This is a genomic window from Serratia sp. CY43202, assembly GCF_052168755.1.
In the GTDB taxonomy this organism is placed as follows: domain Bacteria; phylum Pseudomonadota; class Gammaproteobacteria; order Enterobacterales; family Enterobacteriaceae; genus Serratia; species Serratia bockelmannii.
This window is the reverse complement of sequence record NZ_JBJNMB010000014.1, coordinates 1-24,055: the sequence shown is the minus strand read 5'-3', so window position 1 is coordinate 24,055 and position 24,055 is coordinate 1. Positions and strand designations below refer to the sequence as shown.

At 59.5% G+C, this 24,055-nt stretch carries 19 protein-coding genes and 2 pseudogenes; 10 read left to right on the top strand and 11 right to left on the bottom strand.

The genetic code is table 11. The annotated features are described in order from the left end of the window. Positions 1 to 54 precede the first annotated feature (54 nt). The 3 genes from nagC to nagB are packed head-to-tail and all read right to left on the bottom strand — an operon-like array spanning position 55 to position 3,261. Positions 55 to 1,275: a DNA-binding transcriptional regulator NagC gene (gene nagC, locus ACJ8J5_RS23710; protein WP_004939956.1), complete on the bottom strand. Its 1,221-nt coding sequence runs from the start codon at positions 1,273 to 1,275 to the stop codon at positions 55 to 57. Positions 1,276 to 1,302: 27 nt separating this feature from the next. Then, positions 1,303 to 2,442, bottom strand: coding sequence for an N-acetylglucosamine-6-phosphate deacetylase (gene nagA / locus ACJ8J5_RS23705; RefSeq protein WP_049205765.1), 1,140 nt, complete (start codon positions 2,440 to 2,442; stop codon positions 1,303 to 1,305). A gap of 18 nt (positions 2,443 to 2,460) precedes the next feature. After that, positions 2,461 to 3,261, bottom strand: a complete 801-nt coding sequence (nagB, locus tag ACJ8J5_RS23700) for a glucosamine-6-phosphate deaminase (protein WP_004939952.1) — start codon at positions 3,259 to 3,261, stop codon at positions 2,461 to 2,463. Positions 3,262 to 3,595: 334 nt separating this feature from the next. On the opposite strand from nagB, the gene nagE reads away from it, so the two are divergent. The 5 genes from nagE to ACJ8J5_RS23675 all read left to right on the top strand — a co-directional run bounded on the left by nagE (position 3,596) and on the right by ACJ8J5_RS23675 (position 12,561). Beyond that, positions 3,596 to 5,632 (top strand): N-acetylglucosamine-specific PTS transporter subunit IIBC, encoded by a 2,037-nt coding sequence (nagE, locus tag ACJ8J5_RS23695; protein WP_025301857.1) that lies wholly within the window; start codon positions 3,596 to 3,598, stop codon positions 5,630 to 5,632. A gap of 240 nt (positions 5,633 to 5,872) precedes the next feature. After that, positions 5,873 to 7,537: a glutamine--tRNA ligase gene (glnS, locus tag ACJ8J5_RS23690; RefSeq protein WP_025301858.1), complete on the top strand. Its 1,665-nt coding sequence runs from the start codon at positions 5,873 to 5,875 to the stop codon at positions 7,535 to 7,537. 577 nt (positions 7,538 to 8,114) lie between these two features. Then, positions 8,115 to 9,518: a chitoporin ChiP gene (gene chiP, locus ACJ8J5_RS23685; protein WP_173889350.1), complete on the top strand. Its 1,404-nt coding sequence runs from the start codon at positions 8,115 to 8,117 to the stop codon at positions 9,516 to 9,518. 45 nt (positions 9,519 to 9,563) lie between these two features. Continuing rightward, positions 9,564 to 9,890, top strand: coding sequence for a ChiQ/YbfN family lipoprotein (chiQ, locus tag ACJ8J5_RS23680; protein WP_025301860.1), 327 nt, complete (start codon positions 9,564 to 9,566; stop codon positions 9,888 to 9,890). 13 nt (positions 9,891 to 9,903) lie between these two features. Then, positions 9,904 to 12,561: a beta-N-acetylhexosaminidase gene (locus tag ACJ8J5_RS23675; RefSeq protein WP_173889352.1), complete on the top strand. Its 2,658-nt coding sequence runs from the start codon at positions 9,904 to 9,906 to the stop codon at positions 12,559 to 12,561. Between the two features lie 246 nt (positions 12,562 to 12,807). Here ACJ8J5_RS23675 and fur read toward each other — a convergent pair whose 3' ends face one another. The 4 genes from fur to ybfF all read right to left on the bottom strand — a co-directional run bounded on the left by fur (position 12,808) and on the right by ybfF (position 15,705). Beyond that, positions 12,808 to 13,254 carry a ferric iron uptake transcriptional regulator gene (gene fur, locus ACJ8J5_RS23670; protein WP_019454058.1) on the bottom strand — a complete coding sequence of 149 codons (447 nt, stop codon included), beginning with the start codon at positions 13,252 to 13,254 and terminating at the stop codon, positions 12,808 to 12,810. A gap of 329 nt (positions 13,255 to 13,583) precedes the next feature. Continuing rightward, complete coding sequence (gene fldA / locus ACJ8J5_RS23665; RefSeq protein ID WP_025301862.1) at positions 13,584 to 14,123, bottom strand: flavodoxin FldA; 540 nt, start codon at positions 14,121 to 14,123, stop codon at positions 13,584 to 13,586. A gap of 264 nt (positions 14,124 to 14,387) precedes the next feature. Then, on the bottom strand, positions 14,388 to 14,675 hold the full coding sequence (ybfE, locus tag ACJ8J5_RS23660; RefSeq protein WP_004939936.1) for a LexA regulated protein: 288 nt from the start codon (positions 14,673 to 14,675) through the stop codon (positions 14,388 to 14,390). A gap of 256 nt (positions 14,676 to 14,931) precedes the next feature. Beyond that, positions 14,932 to 15,705, bottom strand: coding sequence for an esterase (gene ybfF / locus ACJ8J5_RS23655; RefSeq protein ID WP_025301863.1), 774 nt, complete (start codon positions 15,703 to 15,705; stop codon positions 14,932 to 14,934). Between the two features lie 224 nt (positions 15,706 to 15,929). Here ybfF and seqA point away from each other — a divergent pair, with 224 nt between their 5' ends. The 4 genes from seqA to ACJ8J5_RS23635 all read left to right on the top strand — a co-directional run bounded on the left by seqA (position 15,930) and on the right by ACJ8J5_RS23635 (position 19,324). Then, positions 15,930 to 16,472, top strand: a complete 543-nt coding sequence (seqA, locus tag ACJ8J5_RS23650) for a replication initiation negative regulator SeqA (protein WP_025301864.1) — start codon at positions 15,930 to 15,932, stop codon at positions 16,470 to 16,472. Positions 16,473 to 16,549: 77 nt separating this feature from the next. Next, positions 16,550 to 18,193 carry a phosphoglucomutase (alpha-D-glucose-1,6-bisphosphate-dependent) gene (pgm, locus tag ACJ8J5_RS23645; protein WP_016928750.1) on the top strand — a complete coding sequence of 548 codons (1,644 nt, stop codon included), beginning with the start codon at positions 16,550 to 16,552 and terminating at the stop codon, positions 18,191 to 18,193. A gap of 190 nt (positions 18,194 to 18,383) precedes the next feature. After that, a complete protein-coding gene (locus ACJ8J5_RS23640; protein ID WP_025301865.1) occupies positions 18,384 to 19,025 on the top strand; it encodes a PadR family transcriptional regulator in 642 nt (213 codons plus the stop codon). Next, positions 19,025 to 19,324, top strand: coding sequence for a DUF3861 domain-containing protein (locus tag ACJ8J5_RS23635; RefSeq protein ID WP_004939927.1), 300 nt, complete (start codon positions 19,025 to 19,027; stop codon positions 19,322 to 19,324). The genes ACJ8J5_RS23640 and ACJ8J5_RS23635 overlap by 1 nt, the downstream gene beginning before the upstream one ends. A 27-nt stretch (positions 19,325 to 19,351) precedes the next feature. Here ACJ8J5_RS23635 and kdpE read toward each other — a convergent pair whose 3' ends face one another. The 4 genes and pseudogenes from kdpE to ACJ8J5_RS23615 form a co-directional block, all read right to left on the bottom strand. Continuing rightward, the gene (kdpE, locus tag ACJ8J5_RS23630) at positions 19,352 to 20,041 is read right to left on the bottom strand and encodes a two-component system response regulator KdpE (RefSeq protein ID WP_016928747.1); all 690 of its coding nucleotides are present in this window, start codon (positions 20,039 to 20,041) and stop codon (positions 19,352 to 19,354) included. A 16-nt stretch (positions 20,042 to 20,057) separates the two neighbouring features. After that, on the bottom strand, positions 20,058 to 22,754 hold the full coding sequence (kdpD, locus tag ACJ8J5_RS23625) for a two-component system sensor histidine kinase KdpD (RefSeq protein ID WP_049208642.1): 2,697 nt from the start codon (positions 22,752 to 22,754) through the stop codon (positions 20,058 to 20,060). A gap of 73 nt (positions 22,755 to 22,827) precedes the next feature. Further along, complete coding sequence (kdpC, locus tag ACJ8J5_RS23620) at positions 22,828 to 23,397, bottom strand: potassium-transporting ATPase subunit KdpC (protein ID WP_025301867.1); 570 nt, start codon at positions 23,395 to 23,397, stop codon at positions 22,828 to 22,830. 18 nt (positions 23,398 to 23,415) lie between these two features. Further along, positions 23,416 to 23,985: pseudogene (locus tag ACJ8J5_RS23615) on the bottom strand (HAD-IC family P-type ATPase); the annotation flags it as partial. Here ACJ8J5_RS23615 and ACJ8J5_RS23610 point away from each other — a divergent pair. Beyond that, positions 23,978 to 24,055, top strand: a pseudogene (locus tag ACJ8J5_RS23610) (phage baseplate assembly protein V); the annotation flags it as partial. The pseudogenes ACJ8J5_RS23615 and ACJ8J5_RS23610 overlap by 8 nt on opposite strands.

Here is a 24,055-nt window from a genome sequence, read left to right as displayed (position 1 = left end):
TCATGATTACGGCAGGCAAGAGGTGACGATAACACACCTGCCAGAAGCGGCGGATCAGCTTTCCAGCAATCGCTGCAAGAGCACGCCGTTGAGCATCGCGCGTTTGGCCAGGGCGAAAGCGCCGATCGCCGAGCGATGATTGAGTTCGGAGGTCACCACCGGCAGATTTTTGCGGAAGTCCTTCAGTACCTGGGTATTGATGCAGCTCTGGATCGCCGGCAGCAGCACCTTGTCCGCTTCGGTGATCTCACCGGCGATCACCACCTTCTGCGGATTGAACAGGTTGATGGCGATGGCCACCGCTTTGCCCAGATAGCGGCCGACGTGTTCGATCACTTCGCTGGCCAGCAGATCGCCGCGGTTGGCGGCCTTGCAGATGGCGTTGATACCGCAGTCTTCCAGCGTCAGTTTGCTCGGGTAGCCCTGGCTCAGCAGCTGGCGCACGCGCTGTTCGATCGCGGCGTTGGCGGCCACGGTTTCCAGGCAGCCGAAGTTGCCGCAGTGGCAGCGTTCACCCAGCGGATCGATCTGGATATGGCCGATCTCGCCGACGTTGCCGTTGTTGCCGAGAAAAATCTGCCCGTTGACGATGATGCCGGCGCCGGTGCCGCGGTGCAGGCGCACCAGAATCGAGTCTTCGCAGTCGCGGGTGGCGCCGAAGTAGTGCTCCGCCAGGGCCAGGCTGCGGATGTCGTGGCCGACGAAGCTGGTGACGTTGAAGCGCTGCTGCAGGTTGTCCACCAGCGCCCAATTGCTGACGCTGATGTGTGGCATGTAGCGCACCACGCCCAGCGCCGGATCCACCAGGCCGGGCAGGATCACCGCGATGGCGATCAGCTCGCGCAGGCGGCGCTGGTTCGCTTCGATGAATTGGGCGATGGCGGCGAACAGCGCATTCTCCAGCGTTTCCTGGGTGCGTTCCGGCAGCGGATAGTGTTCTTCGCTGAGCGATTTACCGCTCATGTCATACAGGGTGATGGTGGCGTCGTGGCGGCCGAGACGCACCGCGACGGTATGGAAATGACGGGTTTCCGACACGATGGAGATCGCGCGGCGGCCGCCGGTGGAGGCTTGCTGATCGACTTCTTTGATCAGCCCGCGCTCCAGCAACTGGCGAGTAATTTTGGTGACGCTGGCGGGAGCAAGCTGGCTGAGTTCGGCAATTTGAATGCGCGAGATCGGGCCCTGCTGGTCGATCAGGCGGTAAACTGCCGCGCCGTTAAGTTGTTTGACTAAGTCAACGTTCCCTATTTGTGCTTGTCCGCCAGTGCTCATCAATAATTTTACTCGCTGTTCATTGAATTAAACCTCGTTACCGTTAACGAGCGTTTTGGTGATCTTGAAATCACGGGTGAAGGCGGTCAGGTTAGCCACCTTGCCGGCTTCGAGGGTGCCCAGACGGTGATCGACGCCGATGGCGCGCGCCGGATACAGCGTCGCCATGCGCAGCGCTTCGTCCAGCGCTATGCCGATATGCTCGACGCTGTTTCGCACCGCTTCGATCATGGTCAGCGCGGAACCGCTCAGGGTGCCGTTCTCATCCACGCACAGTCCATCCCGATAGTATATTGTTTTACCGGCGAAAATAAATTGGTCAATATCTGCACCCGCCGGTGCGGTCGCGTCGGTGACCAAGACCAATTTATCACCTTTCAGGCGTTTGGCGTTACGGATACTCGCCCAGGCTACGTGATGGCCGTCGGCGATGATGCCGGTATAGACCTCTGGCGTATCGAAGATCGCCCCCATCAGCCCCGGTTCGCGGCCGGTGATATACGGCATGGCGTTGTACAGGTGGGTGGCGAAGCTGATGCCGGCGGCGAAGCCGGTGCGCGCCTGATCGTAGGTGGCATTCGAGTGGCCGGCGGAGACCACGATGCCGGCCTCGGTCAGCTGTTTAATAACGTGCGGCTCAACCATTTCCGGTGCCAGCGTCACCTTGGTGATCACGTCGGCGTTGGCGCACAGGTAATCGATCATGTCCTGCGTTGGCTTGCGAATGAACGCCGGGTTGTGAGTGCCTTTTTTTACCGGGCTGAGGTACGGCCCCTCCAGGTGCAGGCCCAACGCCTGGTTTTGGTGCTTTTTCAGATAAGCGCGCATCACGTCGACGCTGTGCTTCATGAATTCGTCGCTGCTGGTGATCAGCGTCGGCAGATAGCTGGTGCAGCCGGATTTCTCGTTGGCGCGCTGCATGATCTCCAGCGTTTCTTCCGAGATTGCTTCCAGCGAATCGTTGAACTGGACGCCGCCGCAGCCGTTCAGCTGCACGTCAATAAGCCCGGGGGCCAGGATGGCGCCACCCAGGTCGCGCGTTTCGATGCCGGCGGGCAATTCAGCCACCGGGCAGACTCTCTCGATCAGCCCATCAGCGATAATGACTGCATGGTCATCAAGTACGTCGTGGCCGGTATAGATTCGGCCGTGGGTTAAAGCGAACATCGTAGCCCCCTGCAAAGATTAAAGACTTTTCACGCTTTCCGCTTCTAACTCGCGGAAATATTTGACGGTTTTGACTTTCAGTTCCATGGTGGCCGGTTCGTCGCACACCACCACCGCTTTGGCGTGCAGCTGCAGGCAGCTGATGGTCCACATGTGGTTGATATTGCCTTCCACAGCGGCTTCCAGCGCCTGCGCCTTGGCGTGGCCGGTCACCAGGATCATCACTTCTTCGGCATCCAGCAGCGTGCCCACGCCGACGGTCAACGCATATTTCGGCACCAGGCTGACGTCGCCGCCGAAGAAGCGCGAGTTGGCGATGCGGGTGTCTTCGGTCAGCGTTTTGATGCGGGTGCGCGAAGCCAGGGACGAAGCCGGCTCGTTGAACGCGATATGGCCGTCGATACCCACGCCGCCCATGAACAGGTTAATTTTGCCGTAAGACTTGATCTTCTCTTCGTACTGGCGGCACTCGGCGTCGACATCCGCGGCGTTGCCGTTCAGCAGGTTGATATTTTCACGAGGGATATCAACGTGGTCAAAGAAGTTGCGGTACATGAAGGTGTGGTAGCTTTCCGGGTGTTCCTGCGGCAGGCCAACGTACTCGTCCATGTTGAAAGTCACAACATGCTTAAAGCTTACTTCACCTGCTTTGTGCATCGCAATCAGATGTTTGTAGGCTTCCAGCGGCGTGCCGCCGGTAGGCAGGCCGAGCACAAACGGGCGCTCTGCGGTTGGCTTGAATGCGTTGATGCGTTGAACGATATGACGCGCGGCCCATTTGCCGACTTGTGCGGTATCTTTCAGTGGGATAAGTCTCATCTAACACCTCTTGGGATAAGTAAACTAAAGCTATACTGTACGGGCCTGCGGGAGTCCTAAGCGTAACCCAGCTTTATGATTCTCGCGTGAATCGTCCGTCCGGTTGATTTTTTGAATGATAAAATAAGTTTTGTGTGATGGCCAGCAATCTGGGAGGGAAAGACTACTTTTTGGTGATATTTATCACAAAAAAGGAGGTTTTAATTTGCGATACAAAATAAATTTTTTACACTCGGCATGAGTGATACGTGCCAAGCATTGTTTCTAAAAAGGTAGTGAGAGCTCCAAATAAACTACTAATAGGGTCCGTCCGCGGACAACATAGGGGGAAAAGGTGAACATTCTTAGTTATTTGCAAAAGGTGGGACGGGCGCTGATGGTGCCGGTCGCCACGCTGCCCGCCGCCGCTATCTTGATGGGCGTCGGGTACTGGATTGACCCTGTTGGTTGGGGCGGCGACAACGCTTTCGCTGCCTTATTGATTAAGTCTGGCTCTGCGATTATCGATCATATGGCGGTGTTGTTCGCCGTTGGTGTCGCCTACGGCATGTCCAAAGATAAGGACGGCTCTGCCGCACTGACCGGTTTCGTCGGTTTCCTGGTGCTGACGACCCTCTGTTCACCGGCCGCCGTGTCGATGATTCAGAAGATCCCGCTCGATCAGGTGCCTGCCGCGTTCGGCAAGATTGAGAACCAGTTCGTTGGTATTCTGGTGGGTATCATCTCCGCCGAAGTGTACAACCGCTTCAGCGGTGTCGAGTTGCCTAAGGCGCTGTCGTTCTTCAGCGGCCGCCGTTTGGTGCCGATCCTCATTTCCTTCCTGATGATCCTGGTCGCTTACATCCTGATGTTCGTTTGGCCGGTCGTGTTCGGCGCTCTGGTGAGCTTCGGCGAACACATCCAAAAATTGGGCTCCGTCGGCGCGGGTATCTATGCCTTCTTCAACCGCCTGCTGATCCCGGTCGGCTTGCACCACGCGCTGAACTCGGTGTTCTGGTTCGACGTGGCCGGCATCAACGATATCCCTAACTTCCTCGGCGGCCAGCAGTCGATTGACGCGGGTAAAGCGGTTGTTGGCATCACCGGCCGTTATCAGGCGGGCTTCTTCCCGATCATGATGTTCGGTCTGCCGGGCGCGGCGCTGGCCATCTATCACTGCGCGCGTCCTGAGAATAAGGCGAAGGTGCTGGGGATCATGATGGCAGGGGCATTCGCTGCCTTCTTTACCGGCATCACCGAACCGCTGGAGTTCTCCTTCATGTTCGTGGCACCGGTGCTGTACGTGATCCACGCCGTACTGACCGGTATCTCGGTGTTCATCGCCGCTAACATGCATTGGATTTCAGGCTTCGGTTTCAGCGCCGGCCTGGTGGATATGATGCTGTGGGTGCGTAACCCGCTGGCGACCCACTGGTACATGCTGATCCCGCAGGGCCTGGTGTTCTTCGTTATCTACTATGTGGTGTTCCGCTTCACCATCAACAAGTTCAACCTGATGACCCCGGGCCGCGAGCTGGCGGTTGCCGGTGACGAAACCGACGGTTATGACGTCAACGTCAACAGCAGCGCCGGTAAAGACGAGAACGAAACCACCACGCTGGCCCGTCGCTACGTTGGCGCGATCGGCGGCTCCGACAACCTGACCGGCATCGACGCCTGCATCACCCGCCTGCGTTTGAACGTGAAGGACTCTGCGCTGGTGAACGACGCATTGGCGAAACGCCTTGGTGCGTCGGGCGTTATTCGTCTGAACAAGCAGAGCGTACAAGTGATCGTCGGCACCCGTGCCGAGCTGATTGCCAGCGCAATGCGCAACGTAATTGCGGCCGGCCCGGTAGCGGCTGCGGCGGCTCCGGCGGCGGCCCCTGCCGCGGAAGTCAAACCGCAGGCGGTGCCGAACGCACCGAAAGTCGCGTTTGAAACGCTGGTGGCGCCGGTGACGGGTGAAGTCGTGGCGCTCGATCAGGTGCCGGACGAAGCTTTCGCCAGCAAGGCGGTCGGTGACGGCCTGGCGATTCGCCCGACCGACAAGATCGTGGTGGCGCCGGCGGATGGCACCGTGGTGAAAATCTTCAATACCAACCACGCGTTCTGCCTGGAAACCGACAAGGGCGCTGAGGTCGTGGTACACATGGGGATCGACACCGTCGCGCTGGAAGGCCAGGGCTTCAAACGCCTGGTGGAAGAGGGCGCGGAAGTGAAAGCCGGTCAACCGATTCTGGAACTGGATCTGGATTACCTGAACGCTAACGCGCGCTCGATGATAAGCCCGGTGGTGGTCAGCAACGCTGACGACTACGCCGGCCTGGCGGCGCTGGCCAGCGGCTCGGTGGTCGCCGGTCAGACCAAGCTGTACGAGATCCAAAAGTAAGGCCGTTTTTACCTGAGTAGTATCCGGGGCCGGTCACGCATCATGGCGGAGCTTGCCCCGACTTGGCGGGAAGAGAGCGATCTCTTCCCGCTTTTTTTATTCCGTTTCGCCCCATGGCGGTGCGCTGCGCGCCGATGGTGCAACGCGCCGCATTTTTCGTGAAACAAACGGTTGTTTCCAGACGTGGCTTGTTGGATCATAGGCGGTTATGTGTAGCGCTTTGCATTGAGGAACAGTGAAATGAGTGAGGCTGAAGCCCGCCCAACCAATTTTATCCGTCAGATCGTCGATGAAGATCTGGCGTCGGGGAAACACACGTCGGTACATACCCGCTTCCCGCCGGAGCCTAACGGCTATCTGCATATAGGCCACGCCAAGTCCATCTGCCTGAACTTCGGCATCGCCAAGGACTATCAGGGCCAGTGCAACCTGCGTTTCGATGACACCAACCCGGTGAAAGAAGACATCGAGTTCGTGGAGTCAATCAAGCACGACGTGGAGTGGCTGGGCTTTGAGTGGAGCGGCAACGTTCGTTACTCCTCAGACTATTTCGATCAGCTGCATCAGTATGCGGTTGAGCTGATCTCCAAGGGCCTGGCCTACGTCGATGAGCTGTCGCCGGAGCAGATCCGTGAATATCGCGGCACGCTGACCGCGCCGGGCAAAGACAGCCCGTACCGCGATCGCAGCGTGGAAGAGAACCTGGCGCTGTTCGAGAAGATGCGCAACGGCGAGTTTGCCGAAGGCGCCGCCTGCCTGCGCGCCAAGATCGATATGGCTTCGCCGTTTATCGTGATGCGCGATCCGGTGCTGTACCGCATCAAGTTCGCCGAACACCACCAGACCGGCAATAAATGGTGCATCTATCCGATGTACGATTTCACCCACTGCATTTCCGATGCGCTGGAAGGGATCACCCACTCGCTGTGTACTCTGGAATTCCAGGATAACCGCCGTCTGTATGACTGGGTGCTGGATAACATCACCATTCCTTGCCACCCGCGTCAGTACGAGTTTTCGCGCCTCAACCTCGAATACGCCATCATGTCGAAGCGCAAGCTGCACCAGTTGGTGGCCGAGAAGATCGTTGAGGGCTGGGACGATCCGCGTATGCCGACCGTTTCCGGTCTGCGCCGTCGCGGTTATACCGCCGCCTCTATCCGCGAGTTTTGCCTGCGCATCGGCGTGACCAAGCAAGACAACAACGTCGAGATGGTGGCGCTGGAATCCTGCATCCGTGACGATCTGAACGAGAACGCCCCGCGCGCCATGGCGGTGCTGGATCCGGTGAAAATCGTCATCGAGAACATGGGCGATGCGGTGGAAATGGTCACCATGCCTAACCACCCGAACAAACCGGAAATGGGCAGCCGCGATGTGCCGTTCAGCCGCGAGATCTATATCGATCGTGCCGACTTCCGCGAAGAAGCCAACAAGCAGTACAAGCGTCTGGTGCTGGGCAAAGAAGTGCGTCTGCGCAATGCGTACGTGATCAAGGCCGAGCGCGTCGAGAAGGACGAAGCGGGCGAGATCACCACCATTTTCTGCAGCTACGATGCGGAAACGCTGAGCAAAGATCCTGCCGACGGCCGCAAGGTGAAGGGCGTGATCCACTGGGTGTCCGCGGCGCACGCGCTGCCGGCGGAAATTCGCCTGTACGATCGGCTGTTCAGCGTGCCTAACCCGGGCGCGGCGGAGGACTTCCTCTCCACCATCAACCCGGAATCGCTGGTGATCAAGCACGGCTTCGTTGAGCCGAGCCTGGCGGCCGCGCAGCCGGAGAAAGCCTACCAGTTCGAGCGTGAAGGCTACTTCTGCGCCGACAACCGTTACTCGTCGGCCGAGCATCTGGTGTTTAACCGCACCGTCGGCCTGCGTGACACCTGGGCGAAAATCGAAGGCTAATCTTATTCGCCTCGAAAATTAATGAATCAGCGCGGCTTAGGTCGCGCTTTTTTATACCTGCGATTTAGCGAATAATCTATTCCTCTCACATTTATCTGGGCTGCGTTTAATTAATCGCAGCGCGTGAGGCCATAAGTTTTCTGATATTGGCCTTACTAATCTTAATTTTCACTTATATATTCGTGATGCGAATTAATTTCATTTAGAGAGCGCTCTCAATTTTTATCGTCTGCCTGACGAATTTAGTCAGGCTGAAACCATTAATCGTCTCTGGTTGACCTTGTATCTCAATTTATTCTGATTTAATTGAATTTTTTATTCGACACCTTCCATGATCGCCGGCGTAACAAAATATCACTGATATGTGCTCCTTGTCATACTTTGACAAATCTTCCGCATTTTTCATTTGATAATTCGCGTCGCGAAAAATAGTCTGTCTGTAGCAATTAGTGCTGTGGGAATAACATCTCGTCGGCAATATTTTTTACCCGTTCGGGTTTTTTATTGGCAGTCGTGCAGGGCAGTGGTGAACACAGGCGGCTGCAACTTTTAAGTTAAGTCAAAGAGGAATTTCACTATGGGTACGCACGGTGCTCAGCGTAAAACGCTGGCGCTCGCAGTCGCGGGCGCGCTGTTGGGAACAGGGTTTGCCATGGCGCCTGAGGCGAAAGCCGCAGGGTTTATCGATGATTCCACGCTGACCGGCGGCATTTATTACTGGCAACGTGAGCGCGACCGTAAAGATCTCAATCCGGACAGCAAGGATTACAACCAATACACCACCAACCTGTCGCACTCCACCGCCAACCTGAGCCTGGATTTCGCGTCGGGCTACGCCTGGGACATGTTCGGTCTGGACGTCGGCGCCTTTACCGCCATCGAGCTGGCGGAATCCAGCGCCAGCGGCCACCCGAACGAGATCGCGTTCTCCTCTAAAAACCGTACCTACGACGAAGACTATTCCGGTGACAAAGGTGGCGTCAGCCTGTACAAAGCCGCCGCTAAATTCAAATACGGCCCGGTCTGGGCGCGCGCCGGTTACATTCAGCCGAGCGGCCAAACCCTGCTGGCGCCGCACTGGAGCTTTATGCCGGGCACCTATCAGGGGGCTGAAGCCGGTGCCAAGTTCGACTACGGCGATGCCGGCGCGTTGAGCTTCTCCTACATGTGGGCCGACAAATACAAAGCGCCGTGGCATATCGAGGTGGATGACTTCCGTCAGAACGACAAGAAAACCCGCGTCTCCTACCTGCACTCGCTGGGCGCCAAGTACGATTTCAAAAACGATCTGGTGCTGGAAGCCGCTTACGGCCAGGCCCAGGGGTACGTGAATCAGTACTTCACCAAGGCGTCTTACAAATTCGATCTGCTGGGCAACCCGCTGACCACCAGTTACCAGTTCTATGGCGCGGAAGACCGCATCAGCAACAAGAACGATCCGAACAGCATCTACGACGGCCTGGCCTGGCTGCAGGCGTTGACCTTCGGTTACACCACCGGCCAGTTCAACTGGCGTCTGGAAGGCACCATGGTCAAGGCGGAAGGCAATCAGGGCTTCTTCCTGCAACGTATGACCCCGACCTACGCCTCGTCAAACGGTCGCCTGGACGTGTGGTGGGATAACCGCTCCGACTTTAACGCCAACGGCGAAAAAGCGGTGTATGCCGGCGTGATGTATGACCTCAGCAACTGGAACCTGCCGGGCATGGCGGTCGGCGGCTCCTACGTTTACGCCTGGGACGCCAAGCCGAGCACCAACCCGATCTACGATCAGAGCCAGCGCCTGAAAGAGAGCGCCTGGAGCCTGGACGCGATGTATACCATCCAGGAAGGGCGCGCCAAGGGCACCCTGATCAAACTGCACTACACCCAGTATGACAACCACACCAACATCCCGAGCTGGGGCGGCGGTTACGGCAACATCTTCCAGGACGAGAAAGACGTCAAGTTCATGGTCATCGCGCCATTCACCATCTTCTGATGCGTTCCCCGGCCTCGCCGCCGGGGCAGTTAAGGGAATTCAACGATGAAAAAAATCATGCTGATGTTGGCGGCCGCTGCGGCCCTGAGCGCCTGCGCGCAACCCACCGCGCCGCCGGAAGACGCCAAGTTGAAGCAGGCTTACAGCGCCTGCATCAACACTGCCGAAGGCTCGCCGGAGCGTCTGCAGCCCTGTAAGGCGGTGCTGAACGTGCTGAAACAAGAGAAGCAGCACCAGCAGTTCGCCGCGCAGGAAACGGTGCGGGTGATGGATTATCAGAACTGCATTATGGCGGTGCACAGCGGTAACGGTCAGGCTTACGACGCCAAGTGCGGCAAGCTGTGGCAAGAAATTCGCGATAACAATAATTAAGAAGGATAAGAAGATGAACGCATTCAAACTGAGCGCGCTTGCCGCCTTGACGGCAACGATGGGATTCCTGGGCGGCATGGGGAGCGCCATGGCCGATCAACAGCTGGTGGATCAGCTTAGCCAGCTGAAGCTGAACGTGAAAATGCTGGATAACCGCGCCGGCGAAAACGGCGTGGATTGCGCGGCGCTGGGCGCTGACTGGGCCTCTTGCAACCGGGTGTTGTTCACCCTCAGCAACGACGGCCAGGCGATCGACGGCAAAGACTGGGTCATCTATTTCCACAGCCCGCGCCAGACCCTGCGGGTAGACAACGACCAGTTCAAGATCGCTCACCTCACCGGCGATCTGTACAAGCTGGAGCCGACCGCCAAATTCAGCGGCTTCCCGGCCGGTAAGGCGGTGGAAATCCCGGTGGTCGCCGAATATTGGCAGCTGTTCAGAAACGACTTCCTGCCGCGCTGGTATGCCACCTCCGGCGACGCTAAGCCGAAAATGCTGGCGAATACCGACACCGAAAACCTGGATCAGTTTGTGGCGCCGTTCACCGGCGACCAGTGGAAGCGCACCAAGGACGACAAAAACATTCTGATGACGCCGGCTTCGCGCTTTGTCAGCAATGCCGATCTGCAGACGCTGCCTGCCGGTGCGCTGCGCGGCCAGATCGTGCCGACGCCGATGCAGGTGAAGGTTCACGCGCAGGACGTCGATCTGCGCAAAGGGGTATCGCCGGATCTGAGCACGCTGGTTAAGCCGGCGGCGGACGTCGTCAACCAGCGCTTCGCGCTGCTGGGCGTGCCGGTTCAGGCCAACGGTTACCCGATCAAAACCGACATCCAGCCGGGCAAATTTAAAGGCGCGATGGCGGTGCCGGGTGCCTATGAGCTGAAAATTGGCAAGAAAGAGGCGCGGGTGATCGGCTTCGATCAGGCCGGGGTGTTCTACGGGCTGCAGTCGATCCTGTCGTTAGTGCCGAGCGACGGCAGCGGCAAGATCGCCACGCTGGACGCCAGCGACGCGCCGCGCTTCCAGTATCGCGGCATTTTCCTCGACGTGGCGCGCAACTTCCATAAGAAGGATGCGGTGCTGCGCCTGCTGGATCAGATGGCGGCCTACAAGCTCAACAAATTCCACTTCCACCTGAGCGATGACGAAGGCTGGCGCATCGAGATCCCCGGTTTGCCGGAGCTGACGGAAGTCGGCGGCCAGCGCTGCCACGATCTGAGCGAAACCACCTGCCTGCTGCCGCAGTACGGCCAGGGGCCGGACGTCTACAGCGGCTTCTTCAGCCGTCAGGACTATATCGACATCATCAAATACGCTCAGGCGCGCCAGATTGAGGTGATCCCGGAGATCGACATGCCGGCACACGCCCGCGCCGCGGTGGTCTCGATGGAAGCGCGCTATAAAAAGCTGCATGCCGCCGGGAAAGAGCAGGAGGCCAACGAATTCCGCCTGGTGGATCCGACCGATACCTCCAACACCACCTCCGTGCAGTTCTTTAACCGCCAGAGCTACCTGAACCCGTGCCTGGACTCTTCCCAGCGCTTTGTCGACAAGGTGATCGGCGAGATCGCCCAGATGCATAAAGAGGCCGGCCAGCCGATCAAGACCTGGCACTTCGGCGGCGACGAAGCGAAAAACATTCGCCTGGGCGCCGGCTATACCGACAAGGCGAAACCGGAGCCGGGCAAAGGCATCATCGATCAGAGCAACGAAGATAAGCCGTGGGCCAAGTCGCAGGTTTGCCAGACGATGATCAAAGAGGGCAAGGTGGCCGACATGGAGCACCTGCCGAGCTACTTTGGCCAAGAGGTCAGCAAGCTGGTGAAAGCGCACGGCATCGACAGAATGCAGGCCTGGCAAGACGGCCTGAAAGACGCCGAGAGTTCGAAGGCGTTCGCCACCTCGCGCGTGGGCGTCAACTTCTGGGACACCCTGTACTGGGGCGGTTTCGACAGTGTCAACGACTGGGCCAATAAAGGGTATGAAGTGGTGGTCTCCAACCCGGACTACGTCTATATGGACTTCCCTTACGAGGTGAACCCGGACGAGCGCGGTTACTACTGGGGTACCCGCTTCAGCGACGAACGCAAGGTGTTCAGCTTCGCGCCGGACAACATGCCGCAGAACGCGGAAACCTCGGTTGACCGAGACGGCAACCACTTCAACGCCAAGAGCGACAAGCCGTGGCCGGGCGCCTACGGGCTGTCCGCTCAGCTGTGGAGCGAAACCCAGCGCACCGACCCGCAGATGGAATACATGATCTTCCCACGCGCGCTCTCGGTGGCAGAACGTGCCTGGCACCGCGCCGGTTGGGAGCAGGACTATCGCGCCGGCCGCGAATACAAAGGCGGGGAAACCCACTTTGTCGATACCAAGACGCTGGAGAAAGACTGGCTGCGCTTTGCCAATATCCTGGGCCAGCGTGAACTGGCCAAGCTGGACAAGGGCGGCGTCGCTTACCGTCTGCCGGTACCGGGCGCACGCGTAGCGGGCGGCAAGCTGGAGGCGAATATCGCGCTGCCGGGGTTGGGCATCGAGTACTCCACCGACGGTGGCAAGCAGTGGCAGCGCTATGATGCCAAGGCCAAGCCGGCGATCTCCGGTGAAGTGCAGGTGCGTTCGGTCAGCCCGGACGGCAAACGCTACAGCCGCGCCGAGAAGGTCTAAGCCCGGTGCAACGGCCCGCTGCCCTGGCGGCGGCCGTATAACGAAGGGGGAATGCGTTCGCCCACGCGTGTCGGCGTAGGGCGGACGTTGTAGTGAGAGTAGTACGTGGAGTCGCTGTGCCGCTGCAATTGTGATATTTCATGACATGATTTTCCCCCGGCTTGTCCGGGGATTTTTTTGTCTGCTGTACGGCGGGCATAAAAAAACCGCCTCGGTGTGAGGCGGTTTTTCATAGCCGGTCAGGGCTTACTTCTTGTCGTGCAGCGTTTCGTCTTCGCGGCAGTCACCGGTTTCACAGTGGCCGTACAGGTACAGGCTGTGGTTGGTGAGCTTGATACCGTGTTGCTTGGCGATATCACGCTGGCGCACTTCGATGGATTCGTCGCTGAATTCGATCACTTTGCCGCAGTCCAGGCAAATCAGGTGATCGTGGTGATGCTGTTGGGTCAGCTCGAACACGGACTTGCCGCCTTCGAAATTGTGACGTGTCACAATGCCCGCATCGTCAAACTGGTTCAGTACGCGATAAACCGTTGCCAGCCCGATCTCTTCGCCCATATCAATCAGTTTTTTGTACAAATCTTCCGCACTGACGTGATGGCATTCCGGATTTTGCAGTACTTCCAGGATTTTGAGTCGCGGAAGCGTGACTTTTAAGCCGGCCTTCTTCAATGCGATGTTGTTGTCGGTCATGCGAATTCAGTCCTGTTACTATGCTAATCAAGTTGAGGCGTACTCGCCTGTGGCATCGGTCGGCACAAAGAGTTAATGCGTCTCATTATAGAACCGGTTGTACTAAATGGAAACCGCCGGTTGTTAACAAAGATATAATTGCACTATTGCATGTTTTGCATGCAACGCCTTGATGGATGGGATAAACCGATATCTCAGTCTACCGTGACGGGGTGGGAAGTTACAAATCTGTAGCTTCTATCGCAGCAATCCCTGTTGCCGATGACGGCCCTGTCGGCACACTATGCACTTTACAGGGCCTTTGTTCAACCTTTCGCCAGTGCCGGGGTTTAGCCGACGATATCGGCCAGGCTCAGCTCTTCGACAATCTGTTTGACCCAAGCGTCCACGCGCTCGTTGGTCAGCTCCGGCTGACGGTCTTCGTCGATCGCCAGACCGATGAAGTGATCGTCGTCCGCCAGGCCTTTGGAGGCCTCGAAGTGGTAGCCTTTGGTCGGCCAGTGGCCCACGATGGCTGCGCCGCGCGGTTCGATGATGTCGCGGATGGTGCCCATCGCGTCACAGAAGTATTCCGCGTAGTCTTCCTGGTCGCCGCAGCCGAACAGCGCCACCAGTTTGCCGTTGAAGTCGACTTCTTCCAGCGTCGGGAAGAAATCATCCCAGTCACACTGCGCTTCACCGTAGTACCAGGTCGGGATACCCAGCAGCAGGATATCGAACCCTTCCAGGTCTTCTTTGCTGCTTTTAGCGATGTCATGCACTTCAGAGACGTCGTCGCCAAACTGTTTCTGGAGAATTTTCTGGATCATTTTGGCAATGTTTTCGGTATTGCCAGTGTCGCTGCCAAAGAAAATGCCTACAGTAGCCATATCGCGTATAACCTTTAAATTCAAGTAATTGCATTACTCGATGCCAGCACTGCCGCCGCTGACGCCGATTAAAATGATGCTATGGCAAGAGCCTTTCGCCTCCGGGGCGGGCGCCGACAGGCGCAGTCTCTTACCGGTAAATGCGTATCATGCCAGAAAGTGGCACCGGGGTTTTATCGCATTTATGCGATGCCGGAGAATGAAGAAAAGCGGGGTCGATCCGGCGTTGTCCTTAACGCCGCGCCGCGCGTGCGGCCGAAGAGATCAATGTTCCGGCTGTTCTTCCGCCAGTTGTGCCAACAGCATCTGCTCGATGAGTTCGCTGCGGCTGATGTTGCGCTGTTCCGCCAGTTTGTTCAGGGCATCCACCGCGTCCGCGTTGATTTTCAGCTCTACGCGTCGCAATCCACGCACTTTATCGCGCCGTAACTGATTGCGCTTATTGATTCTAAGCTGTTCATCGCGGGAAAGCGGGTTGGTTTTCGGGCGCCCCGGACGGCGTTCATCTGCGAACAGATCCAGCGTCGTGCGATCCGTTTGTTCTTTTGCCATAGGTAGCGGTACTGCAAGGGAGTTTGCATCAAAAAGCGCTCGCACGCTTCCGGAGGCATCGGTTAACACACTTCGGGCCAATAAACCCTAACCCAAATTCACCCCCGAACCGGCGTTCGCGAACGCGCTGGCGCGGCGGCAAAATTATAGCGCGCCATATTACCCCAGCAGATGGAGCGGCGACAATGCCTAACTGCGGGCTAAACGCGCTAAGCCGTTATCTTTAGCGCGTTTTTTCGCCAGATTAACGTATTTTTCAGGCTTCGCCGAGGAAACGGTGGATGGCGCGCAGCACCGCTTCCGGTTTTTCGGCGTGCACCCAATGGCCGGTGCCGGCGACGACGTGTGCGCGGGCCTGCGGGAACTGGCGGGCGATGTCTGCACGGTAGCTGTCCTGCACGTACGGCGACAGGCCGCCGCGAATGAACAGGGTCGGGTGTGGCCAGGCCGGGACTTCCTGCCAGCCGGTAATGTCTGCGTAGCGTTCGATCAGTACCGGCAGGTTGAAGCGCCATTCACCGTTGTGGAAGGACTTCAGCAGGAACTGGATCACGCCTTCTTCCTGCAGGTAGTCGCGCATCAGTTGGGCAGCCGCCTGGCGCTGGGTAATGCCGGCGGCGCTGACGGCCTTCAGCGCGGCGAAGATCTCGTCGTGGCGGCGGGTTTGGTAATCCACGGGCGCGACGTCGATGACGATCAGCCTGGCGATGCGCTCGGGCGCGATGGCGGTCAGCGCCATCGCCGCTTTGCCGCCCATCGAATGGCCGATGACGATCGCTTTTTCCAGCTGCAGTTCGTCGAGCAGCGCCAGCAGATCCTGCGCCATGGCGGGGTAGTTCATGTCGTCGGCGCGCGGGGAGAGGCCGTGGTTGCGCAGATCGACCTTGATCACACTGTGCTGTTTATGCAGATCGCGCGCCAGCACGCCCAGGTTGTCCAGATTGCCGAACAGCCCGTGGATCAGCAGCACCGGCAGCGCGTCTGACTCGGCGGCCAGCAGTTGATAATGTAATTTCATGGCGAAGTTCATACTGAGAGAGATTCAGATTAGGGTATCATGATTGAATCGCACGATGAATCATGCGGAATTTTCGCGGCGCGGGCTTGGCAGTGCCGGCTATAGGTATTAGTCTGCATTTGCCGTCCGGAGGCACATTGTTGTGTTCGCCCCAGCGCTTTTAACCTTATAATCCCATGGCTTGAATGCAGGATCTGGCTTCAGGTTCTAAGTAGAAAAAACAGTATTGGATAAAGATGAAAACTATTGAAGTCGACGAAGAGCTTTACCGTTATATTGCCAGCCACACGCAACACATCGGTGAAAGCGCGTCCGATATTTTACGCCGCATGTTGAAATTCACCGCCGGGCAACCGGTGCGCGCGTTGCCTGCCGCCAGTGCGTCACAGTCCGTCGAGCTGGAAAAAGCGGTGCCGGCTCAGCGTCCGCGCGATCGCGTACGCGCCGTGCGTGAACTGCTGCTGTCGGATGAATACGCCGAGCAGAACAAAGCGGTCAACCGTTTCATGCTGGTGCTGTCCACGCTGTACACCCTCGATGCCGCCGGTTTCGCCGCCGCTACCGAGGCGTTGACCGGCCGTACCCGCACCTATTTCGCCGGCGATCAGCAGACTCTGCTGGCCAACGGCACGCACACCAAGCCGAAGCATGTACCGGGCACCCCTTACTGGGTGATCACCAATACCAATACCGGCCGCAAGCGCAGCATGATCGAACACATCATGCAGGCGATGCAGTTCCCGGCGGAACTGATCGAGAAAGTTTGCGGTACCGTCTAATTTAGCGAACAGCCCGTCATGATGGCCGTGCACGACGTATTTGCCCGGTCACCGACAGGGATGAGGGAGATATGTCGATGGCGAATAATCCACGTGCCGGGCAGCCCGCCCGCCAAAGCGATCTGATCAACGTAGCCCAGCTGACGTCGCAGTACTATGTGCTGCAACCGGAAGCCGGCAATGCCGCACATGCGGTGAAGTTTGGTACCTCCGGCCACCGCGGCAGCGCGCAGCGCCACAGCTTCAACGAAGCGCACATCCTCGCCATCGCTCAGGCGATCGCCGAAGTTCGTCATCAGCAAGGCACTACCGGCCCGTGCTACGTGGGCAAAGACACCCATGCACTGTCCGAGCCGGCCTTCATTTCCGTGCTGGAAGTGCTGACCGCCAACGGCGTCGATGTGATCGTGCAGGAAAACAACGGCTTCACGCCAACGCCGGCGGTATCGCACGCCATTCTGTGCCACAACCGCCGCGGCGGCGCTCAGGCCGACGGCATCGTCATTACGCCGTCCCATAACCCGCCGGAAGATGGCGGTATCAAATACAATCCGCCGAACGGCGGCCCGGCTGACACCAACCTGACGTCAGTGATCGAGAAGCGCGCCAACGAACTGCTGGCGCAGCAGTTGAAAGGCGTTCAGCGTCAGTCGCTGGATAAGGCCTGGAACAGCGGCCACCTGCATGCCAAAGATCTGGTGCAGCCTTATGTCGAAGGCCTGGTTGACGTGGTCGACATGCCGGCCATTCAACGCGCCGGCCTGAAGCTGGGCGTGGATCCGCTCGGCGGCTCCGGCATCGCCTATTGGCAGCGGGTGGCGGAACACTACAAGCTGGATCTGACGCTGGTGAACGACTCCATCGATCAGACCTTCCGCTTTATGCACCTGGACCATGACGGCATCATCCGCATGGACTGCTCGTCCGAGTCGGCGATGGCCGGCCTGCTGGCGCTGCGCGACAAATTCGATCTGGCGTTCGCCAACGATCCGGATTACGACCGCCATGGCATCGTCACGCCGAAGGGGCTGATGAACCCGAACCACTACCTGGCGGTAGCCATCAACTACCTGTTCCAACATCGCCCACAGTGGGGCGCCGATGTGGCGGTAGGTAAAACGCTGGTATCCAGCGCGATGATCGACCGCGTGGTGGCTGACCTGGGGCGCAAGCTGGTGGAAGTGCCGGTCGGCTTCAAGTGGTTCGTGGACGGCCTGTTCGACGGCAGCCTGGGCTTCGGCGGCGAAGAAAGCGCCGGGGCCTCGTTCCTGCGCTTCAACGGCCAGCCGTGGTCGACCGACAAAGACGGTATCATCATGTGCCTGCTGGCGGCTGAAATCACCGCGGTAACCGGTGAGAACCCGCAGCATCATTATGACGATCTGGCCAAGCGCTTCGGCGCGCCGAGCTACAACCGCATCCAGGCGCCGGCAACCCATGCGCAGAAAGCGGCGCTGTCCAAACTGTCGCCGGAGATGGTCAAGGCCAGTACGCTGGGCGGGGATCCGATCACCGCACGTCTGACCGCGGCGCCGGGCAACGGCGCGTCGATCGGCGGCTTGAAAGTGATGACTGACAATGGCTGGTTCGCGGCCCGTCCTTCCGGTACTGAAGAGGCTTACAAGATCTACTGCGAGAGCTTCCTCGGGGCGGAACACCGCGAGAAGATTGAGCACGAAGCGGTCGAGATCGTCAGCGAAGTGCTGGCTTCCGCCAAGTAATCGCTTTTCTTGATGGATAAAAAGCGCTGTTTTTACAGCGCTTTTTTTATGCCTGTAATTTAGATATATCTTTTTCACGGTACGTGCTTGCGCATTTAGATATATCGATCTAGATTAGCGCTATCGACGCTGTTTAGATATATCTAAACAACCTCGTATTGATGTTCACTGTTAAGCGAGGTATCACCTTATGTTTCATCGATTAGGTTTACACCGGCATCACCACCACCATCATGAGTGCGAAGAGGGCCGCCGTCATCGCGGCGGGCGCCATCACTTCGGCGGCGAAGGCGAAGAACACGGCCGAGGTGGGCGTGGTGGCCGGGGCGGGCGTCATCGTCTGTTCGAACACGGCGATCTGCGCCTGGTGTTGCTGGCGCTGGTGGCGCGCAAGCCCAGCCACGGGTACGAATTGATCAAGGCGATCGAGGAAGCGTCATCCGGCCTGTACGTGCCGAGCCCGGGGGTGATTTACCCCACGCTGACGCTGCTGGAAGAGCAGGATTTCCTTGAGCCGCTCACCACCGGCAACGGCCGCAAAAGCTACCGTATCACCGTGGCGGGCGAGGGCGAGCTGCAAAAGCATCAACAGGTGGTTGACGTCATTCTGGCGCGCCTGGCGGGCGCCGGCCGCGAGCATCATCGGCACGGCAACCTGGCGGAAGGCATCTACGACGCCATGAACCGTCTGCGCAGCCTGCTGCGCGGCAACGTGATGCGCGCCGATCTCACGCCGCAGCAGGTGGAGCGCATCAACGCCGCGTTGCTGACCGCCGTGGCGGCGATCGAAAGCGAAATGCATATTCAACCCACGCAGCAGGAGAAGAACTGATGCCCGGCCACCGTTTTAACATTACCGTTGAAGCCCTGAGCGATCGCCAGGGCAACCCCGTCGAGAAAGCACCGCTGAGTTTTGAGGTGACCAACCACGACGATATTCTCGAGATCGTCGAGCGCATTCGGGCGCGTGACGATCTGAACTTCGGCCCCGAGCAGAGCGCGGCCTTCGCCGTAGGATTGAAGCTGTTCTCCGAAGTGATGATCGAAAACCGCAAACACCCGGTGTTCGCTCCGCTGCGCGAGGCGTTTAAGGAATTTATGGTCGGATTGAAGAAGGGCCCGGCGGCGTAAAGGCGCGGCAAACCGCGCCCACCGGGGTTAAGGCATGAAGCGATAGCCGACGCCGGTTTCGGTCAGCAGGTGTTTGGGCCGGGCCGGATCGGCTTCGAGCTTCTGCCGCAAATGGCCCATGTAGATGCGCAGATAGTGGCTGTGCTCCACGTAGTTCGGCCCCCAGACGTGGCTCAACAGCTGGCGTTGGGTGATCACCTTGCCGGCGTTGGCCAGCAGCTCCGCCAGCAGGCGAAACTCGATCGGCGTCAGATGCAGATCTTCGTCGTTGCGCAGCACCCGGCGATTCACCAGATCGACGGTAATCGCCGAAAAGCTCACCAGCGGGCTTTCCTGTTGGTTAGCTGAGTGGCGGCGCAGTGCGACCCGCACCCGCGCCAGCAGCTCGCCGATGCCGAACGGTTTGCTGAGGTAGTCGTCGGCGCCGGCATCCAGCGCGGCGATCTTGTCCTCTTCGGCGTTGCGCGCCGACAGCACGATCACCGGAATGGCGCTCCACTGCCGCAGATCGCGGATGTAGCTCAGCCCGTCACCGTCCGGCAAGCCCAAATCCAGGATGATCAGATCCGGTTTGCGCGTGCCGGCTTCAATCAACCCGCGCTGCAGCGTTTCACTTTCAAATACCCGCAGGCCTTCGCTCTCCAGCGCGGTGCGCACGAAGCGGCGGATCTCTTTTTCATCTTCAACAATCAGAATGTTGGTTGGCGTTATGCTCACGTTTCCCCTGCGTTGATTACAGATCGAAGGCGTCTCCGTCGATCTCGGGCGGTTTTTCCAGCGGCAGCACGAAGCGGAAGCTGGCGCCGCCGTTGGCGCCGTTTTCCGCCCAGATGCGGCCGTCATGCACTTCAATAATGGCACGACAAATCGCTAACCCCAAGCCGACGCCGGGGATCGCCGACTCTTTATTGCCGCGTGAAAACTTGTCGAAAATTAGCTGCAGCTGATCGGCGGGGATGCCGGGGCCGTTATCCCAGACCTCGACTTCCAGCCACTCGGGCAGCGTGCGGGCGCGAATGCCGATGGTGGCCTCGGCGCCGGCGTATTTATTGGCGTTTTCCAACAGGTTGGTGAACACCCGTTCCAGCAGGCTACCGTCGCAGTTGACCAGGATCTGTTCCGGCGGCAGCTCGACCTCGATCGGATGCTGGCTGAGCAGCGGCTCCAGCATGTGCAGCGAAGCGCCGACGATCTCTTCCAGCGACTGCCACTCTTTGCGCAGGCTGAAACCGCCGGACTGGATGCGCGCCATATCCAGCAGGTTGTTCACCAGCCGGGTGGTGCTCAGCACCTGCTGGCGGATCTGGCTGGCCTGGGTGGCGTGATTGGAGCCTTCGGCCGCCAGGTCCAGCGTGAGGATTTCCGCCTGGCCGAACAGTACCGTCAGCGGCGTGCGCAGATCGTGCGACAGCGCCGCCAGCAGCGAGTTGCGCAGCTGTTCGCGTTCGGCGTCCAGCTTGGCTTCTTCGGCGCTGCGCGCCAGGTGCAATCGTTCCAGCGCGCTGGCGATCAGCACTGCGAAGGTTTGCAGCAACCGCTGCTGTTCCGGCACCATCAGCTGGCGCAGGTTATTGGGCTCGATCGCCAACAGGCCGAAGGTCTGCTTGGGGGTATTGAGCGGTAGAAGTTGGTAAGGCACGCCGGGCAGGGTGTCGGTGCCGGCGCCGGCCGGCAAGCCTTTATCGAAACTCCAGCGCGCGATGGCTTCGTCTACCGACAGCAGCCCGCCTTCCTCGCCGACCATTTGCTGCAGCCGGCCGCCTTCCTGCGGCAGCAGCAGCACGGTTTTCGCCTGGAAGCTGCTGGAGAGGAAATGACGGCTGGTGTTGGCGATGTCGGCCACGGTCAGCGCGCGGCTCAGCCCGCGTGACATTTCGTACAGATGGCGCGCCCGCTGCTCGCGGTAGCGCGCCACCCGGGCCTGATAACGCACCCCGGCGGTCAGGTTGCCGATGATGATGCCGACGGCGAGCATCACGCCGAAGGTCAGCAGATACTGCATATCGCTGACGGCGAACGACCATTCGGGCTGAACGAAGAACAGATCGAAACTGGCGACGTTGATCACCGCCGCCAGCACCGATGGCCAGCGGCCGAAGAACAGTGCGACGATCGCCACGCCGAGCAGGTAGACCATCACCAGGTTGGCCTGATCGAAGCCCGGCAGCAGCCACTGCGAGAGCAGGGTGATCAGCGCGCACAGCGCCACCGCCACCGCGCAGCCGCGCAGCTGCATGCGCCATTTCTCATTGAAGCTGCGGCCGTCGTGCTCCTTGCCCGGCGGCGGCTGTGCGGCGTCGCTCTCCAGCGCGACGATCACCAGATCGAGATCCGGGCCCAGCCGGCCGAGGCGATCGGCGAAGCTGCCGCGCAGCTTCCAGCGCTGCTCGCTGCGGCGGCCGATGATGATTTTGCCGAGGTTATGTTCGCGGGCGTAGCGCAGCACCGCACGCTCTTCGGACGGATCGGCTAGGGTAGCGGTTTCGGCACCCAGTTCCTGCGCCAGCCGCAGCGCGCGCAGAATGGCGCGGCGCTGGTTTTCCGGCAGCCGGTGCAGCTTGGGGGTTTCCACGTAGACCGCATGCCAGTGGCAGCCAAGCCGCGCCGCCAGCCGGGCGGCGATGCGCACCAGCTTTTCGTTGCCGCTATTGTGGCCGACGCACAGCAGAATGCTGTCGCGGGTGTGCCACACTTTCTCGCGCCCCTGAGTGTCACGAAATTCGCGCATCTGGTCATCGACCCGATCGGCGGTGCGGCGCAGCGCCAGCTCGCGCAGGGCGATCAGGTTACCTTTGCGGAAGAAGTGCTCGATGGCGCGCTCGGCTTGGCCGGGAATATACACTTTGCCTTCGTGCAGCCGTCGGCGCAGATCGTCCGGCGGCAGATCGACCAGCACCACTTCGCTGGCCTCGTCAAACACGTGGTCGGGCACCGTTTCGCGCACCCGCACGCCGGTCACGCCGCCCACCACGTCGTTCAGACTTTCCAAATGTTGCACGTTGACGGTCGTCAGCACGTCGATGCCGGCGTCCAGCAGCTCTTCCACATCCTGCCAGCGTTTGGGGTGGCGCGAACCGTGGGCGTTGCTGTGCGCCAGTTCGTCCATCAGGATCAGCGCTGGGTGGCGCGCCAACGCGGCGTCGAGGTCGAATTCCTGCACCAGTCGCCCACGATGCTGGATGCGCTTTTGCGGCAGCAGCGCCAGGCCGTCGAGCAGGGCGGCGGTCTCGCTGCGGCCGTGGGTTTCCACCACGCCGACCAACACGTCCAGCCCCTGAGCGCGCAAGCGCTGGGCCTCCTGCAGCATGGCGTAGGTCTTGCCGACGCCGGCGCAGGCGCCGAAGAATACCTTCAACCGGCCGCGCGGTTTTTCATTGGCCAGCGCCAGCAGGCTGTCGGGATCGGGACGCTGCTGTTCTTCTTCGACCATGACAATTCCTTGTGTTACCAAGCAAAAAGGGGTTCGGCATGCCGAACCCTATCACTATGCTGAATACGGCGCGTTACTTCAACGCATCCAGCGCCAGGTTCAGCTTCAACACGTTCACCACCGATTCGCCCATGAAGTTGGGCGTGGCCCGATCGGTGTTGTCTTCGATCAGTTTGGCGACCTGTTCCGGCGGCAAATGACGCGCCGCCGCGACCCGCGCCAGCTGATACCGCGCCGCGGCGATCGAGATCTGCGGATCCAACCCACTGCCGGAGGCGGTCAGCAGATCGACCGGGATCGGGCCGCTCATCGCAGGATTGGCCTGGCGCAGCTGCGCTGCGCGCTCGGCGATAGCCTTATCCAGCGCCGGGTTGGTGGCCGCCAGGTTGCTGCCGGCGGAGGCCAGCGAATTATAGGCCGAATCGCCGGTGGCCGATGGGCGGCCCCAGAAATAGTCGGCGCGCGTGAAGTTCTGGCCGATCAGTGCGGAGCCGACCGCCTTGTCGCCCTGGTACAGCAGCGAACCGTTGGCCGCGCCCGAAAACAGCAGCTGCGCCAGCCCGGTGGTCAGCAGCGGATAGGCGATGCCGGTGATCAGCGTCAGCAGGATCAGCATCACCAGCGCAGGTCGTAAATACGTCATGTTCATTTCCCTCAATGGTTAACCGGCAACGTGCAGCGCGACCAGGATCAGGTCGATCAGTTTGATGCCGACGAACGGCACCAGCAGACCGCCGACCCCGTACAGCCACAGGTTGCGGCGCAGCAGGGCCGCGGCGCTCATCGGTTTGTAACTCACCCCTTTCAACGCCAGCGGGATCAGGAACACGATCACCAGGGCGTTGAAGATCACCGCCGACATGATGGCGGAGGCCGGGGAGTGCAGGTGCATCACGTTCAGCGCGTTCAACTGCGGATAGGTGGCCGCGAACGCCGCCGGAATAATGGCGAAGTATTTGGCCACGTCGTTGGCGATGCTGAAGGTGGTCAGCGAGCCGCGCGTCATCAGCATCTGTTTGCCGATGTGTACCACTTCGATCAGCTTGGTCGGGTTGGAATCCAAATCGACCATGTTGCCCGCCTCTTTGGCGGCCTGGGTGCCGGAGTTCATCGCCACCGCCACATCGGCCTGCGCCAGCGCCGGGGCATCGTTGGTGCCGTCGCCGGTCATCGCCACCAGGCGGCCTTCCGCCTGGTACTGACGGATCAGCGCCAGCTTGGCTTCCGGCGTACAGATACCGCGCGTCGGTGATGAAGTGGTGGTGGACTTTATTAATGGCGATCCGGATCGGCCGATTGTC

What these genes read in the sequence shown, in the direction of transcription:
- nagC (WP_004939956.1), bottom strand. Translation starts at nt 1,275, where the DNA reads ATGAGCACTGGCGGACAAGCACAAATAGGGAACGTTGACTTAGTCAAA.
- nagA (WP_049205765.1), bottom strand. Translation starts at nt 2,442, where the DNA reads ATGTTCGCTTTAACCCACGGCCGAATCTATACCGGCCACGACGTACTT.
- nagB (WP_004939952.1), bottom strand. Translation starts at nt 3,261, where the DNA reads ATGAGACTTATCCCACTGAAAGATACCGCACAAGTCGGCAAATGGGCC.
- glnS (WP_025301858.1), top strand. Translation starts at nt 5,873, where the DNA reads ATGAGTGAGGCTGAAGCCCGCCCAACCAATTTTATCCGTCAGATCGTC.
- chiP (WP_173889350.1), top strand. Translation starts at nt 8,115, where the DNA reads ATGGGTACGCACGGTGCTCAGCGTAAAACGCTGGCGCTCGCAGTCGCG.
- chiQ (WP_025301860.1), top strand. Translation starts at nt 9,564, where the DNA reads ATGAAAAAAATCATGCTGATGTTGGCGGCCGCTGCGGCCCTGAGCGCC.
- ACJ8J5_RS23675 (WP_173889352.1), top strand. Translation starts at nt 9,904, where the DNA reads ATGAACGCATTCAAACTGAGCGCGCTTGCCGCCTTGACGGCAACGATG.
- fur (WP_019454058.1), bottom strand. Translation starts at nt 13,254, where the DNA reads ATGACCGACAACAACATCGCATTGAAGAAGGCCGGCTTAAAAGTCACG.
- fldA (WP_025301862.1), bottom strand. Translation starts at nt 14,123, where the DNA reads ATGGCTACTGTAGGCATTTTCTTTGGCAGCGACACTGGCAATACCGAA.
- ybfE (WP_004939936.1), bottom strand. Translation starts at nt 14,675, where the DNA reads ATGGCAAAAGAACAAACGGATCGCACGACGCTGGATCTGTTCGCAGAT.
- ybfF (WP_025301863.1), bottom strand. Translation starts at nt 15,705, where the DNA reads ATGAACTTCGCCATGAAATTACATTATCAACTGCTGGCCGCCGAGTCA.
- seqA (WP_025301864.1), top strand. Translation starts at nt 15,930, where the DNA reads ATGAAAACTATTGAAGTCGACGAAGAGCTTTACCGTTATATTGCCAGC.
- pgm (WP_016928750.1), top strand. Translation starts at nt 16,550, where the DNA reads ATGGCGAATAATCCACGTGCCGGGCAGCCCGCCCGCCAAAGCGATCTG.
- ACJ8J5_RS23640 (WP_025301865.1), top strand. Translation starts at nt 18,384, where the DNA reads ATGTTTCATCGATTAGGTTTACACCGGCATCACCACCACCATCATGAG.
- ACJ8J5_RS23635 (WP_004939927.1), top strand. Translation starts at nt 19,025, where the DNA reads ATGCCCGGCCACCGTTTTAACATTACCGTTGAAGCCCTGAGCGATCGC.
- kdpD (WP_049208642.1), bottom strand. Translation starts at nt 22,754, where the DNA reads ATGGTCGAAGAAGAACAGCAGCGTCCCGATCCCGACAGCCTGCTGGCG.
- kdpC (WP_025301867.1), bottom strand. Translation starts at nt 23,397, where the DNA reads ATGACGTATTTACGACCTGCGCTGGTGATGCTGATCCTGCTGACGCTG.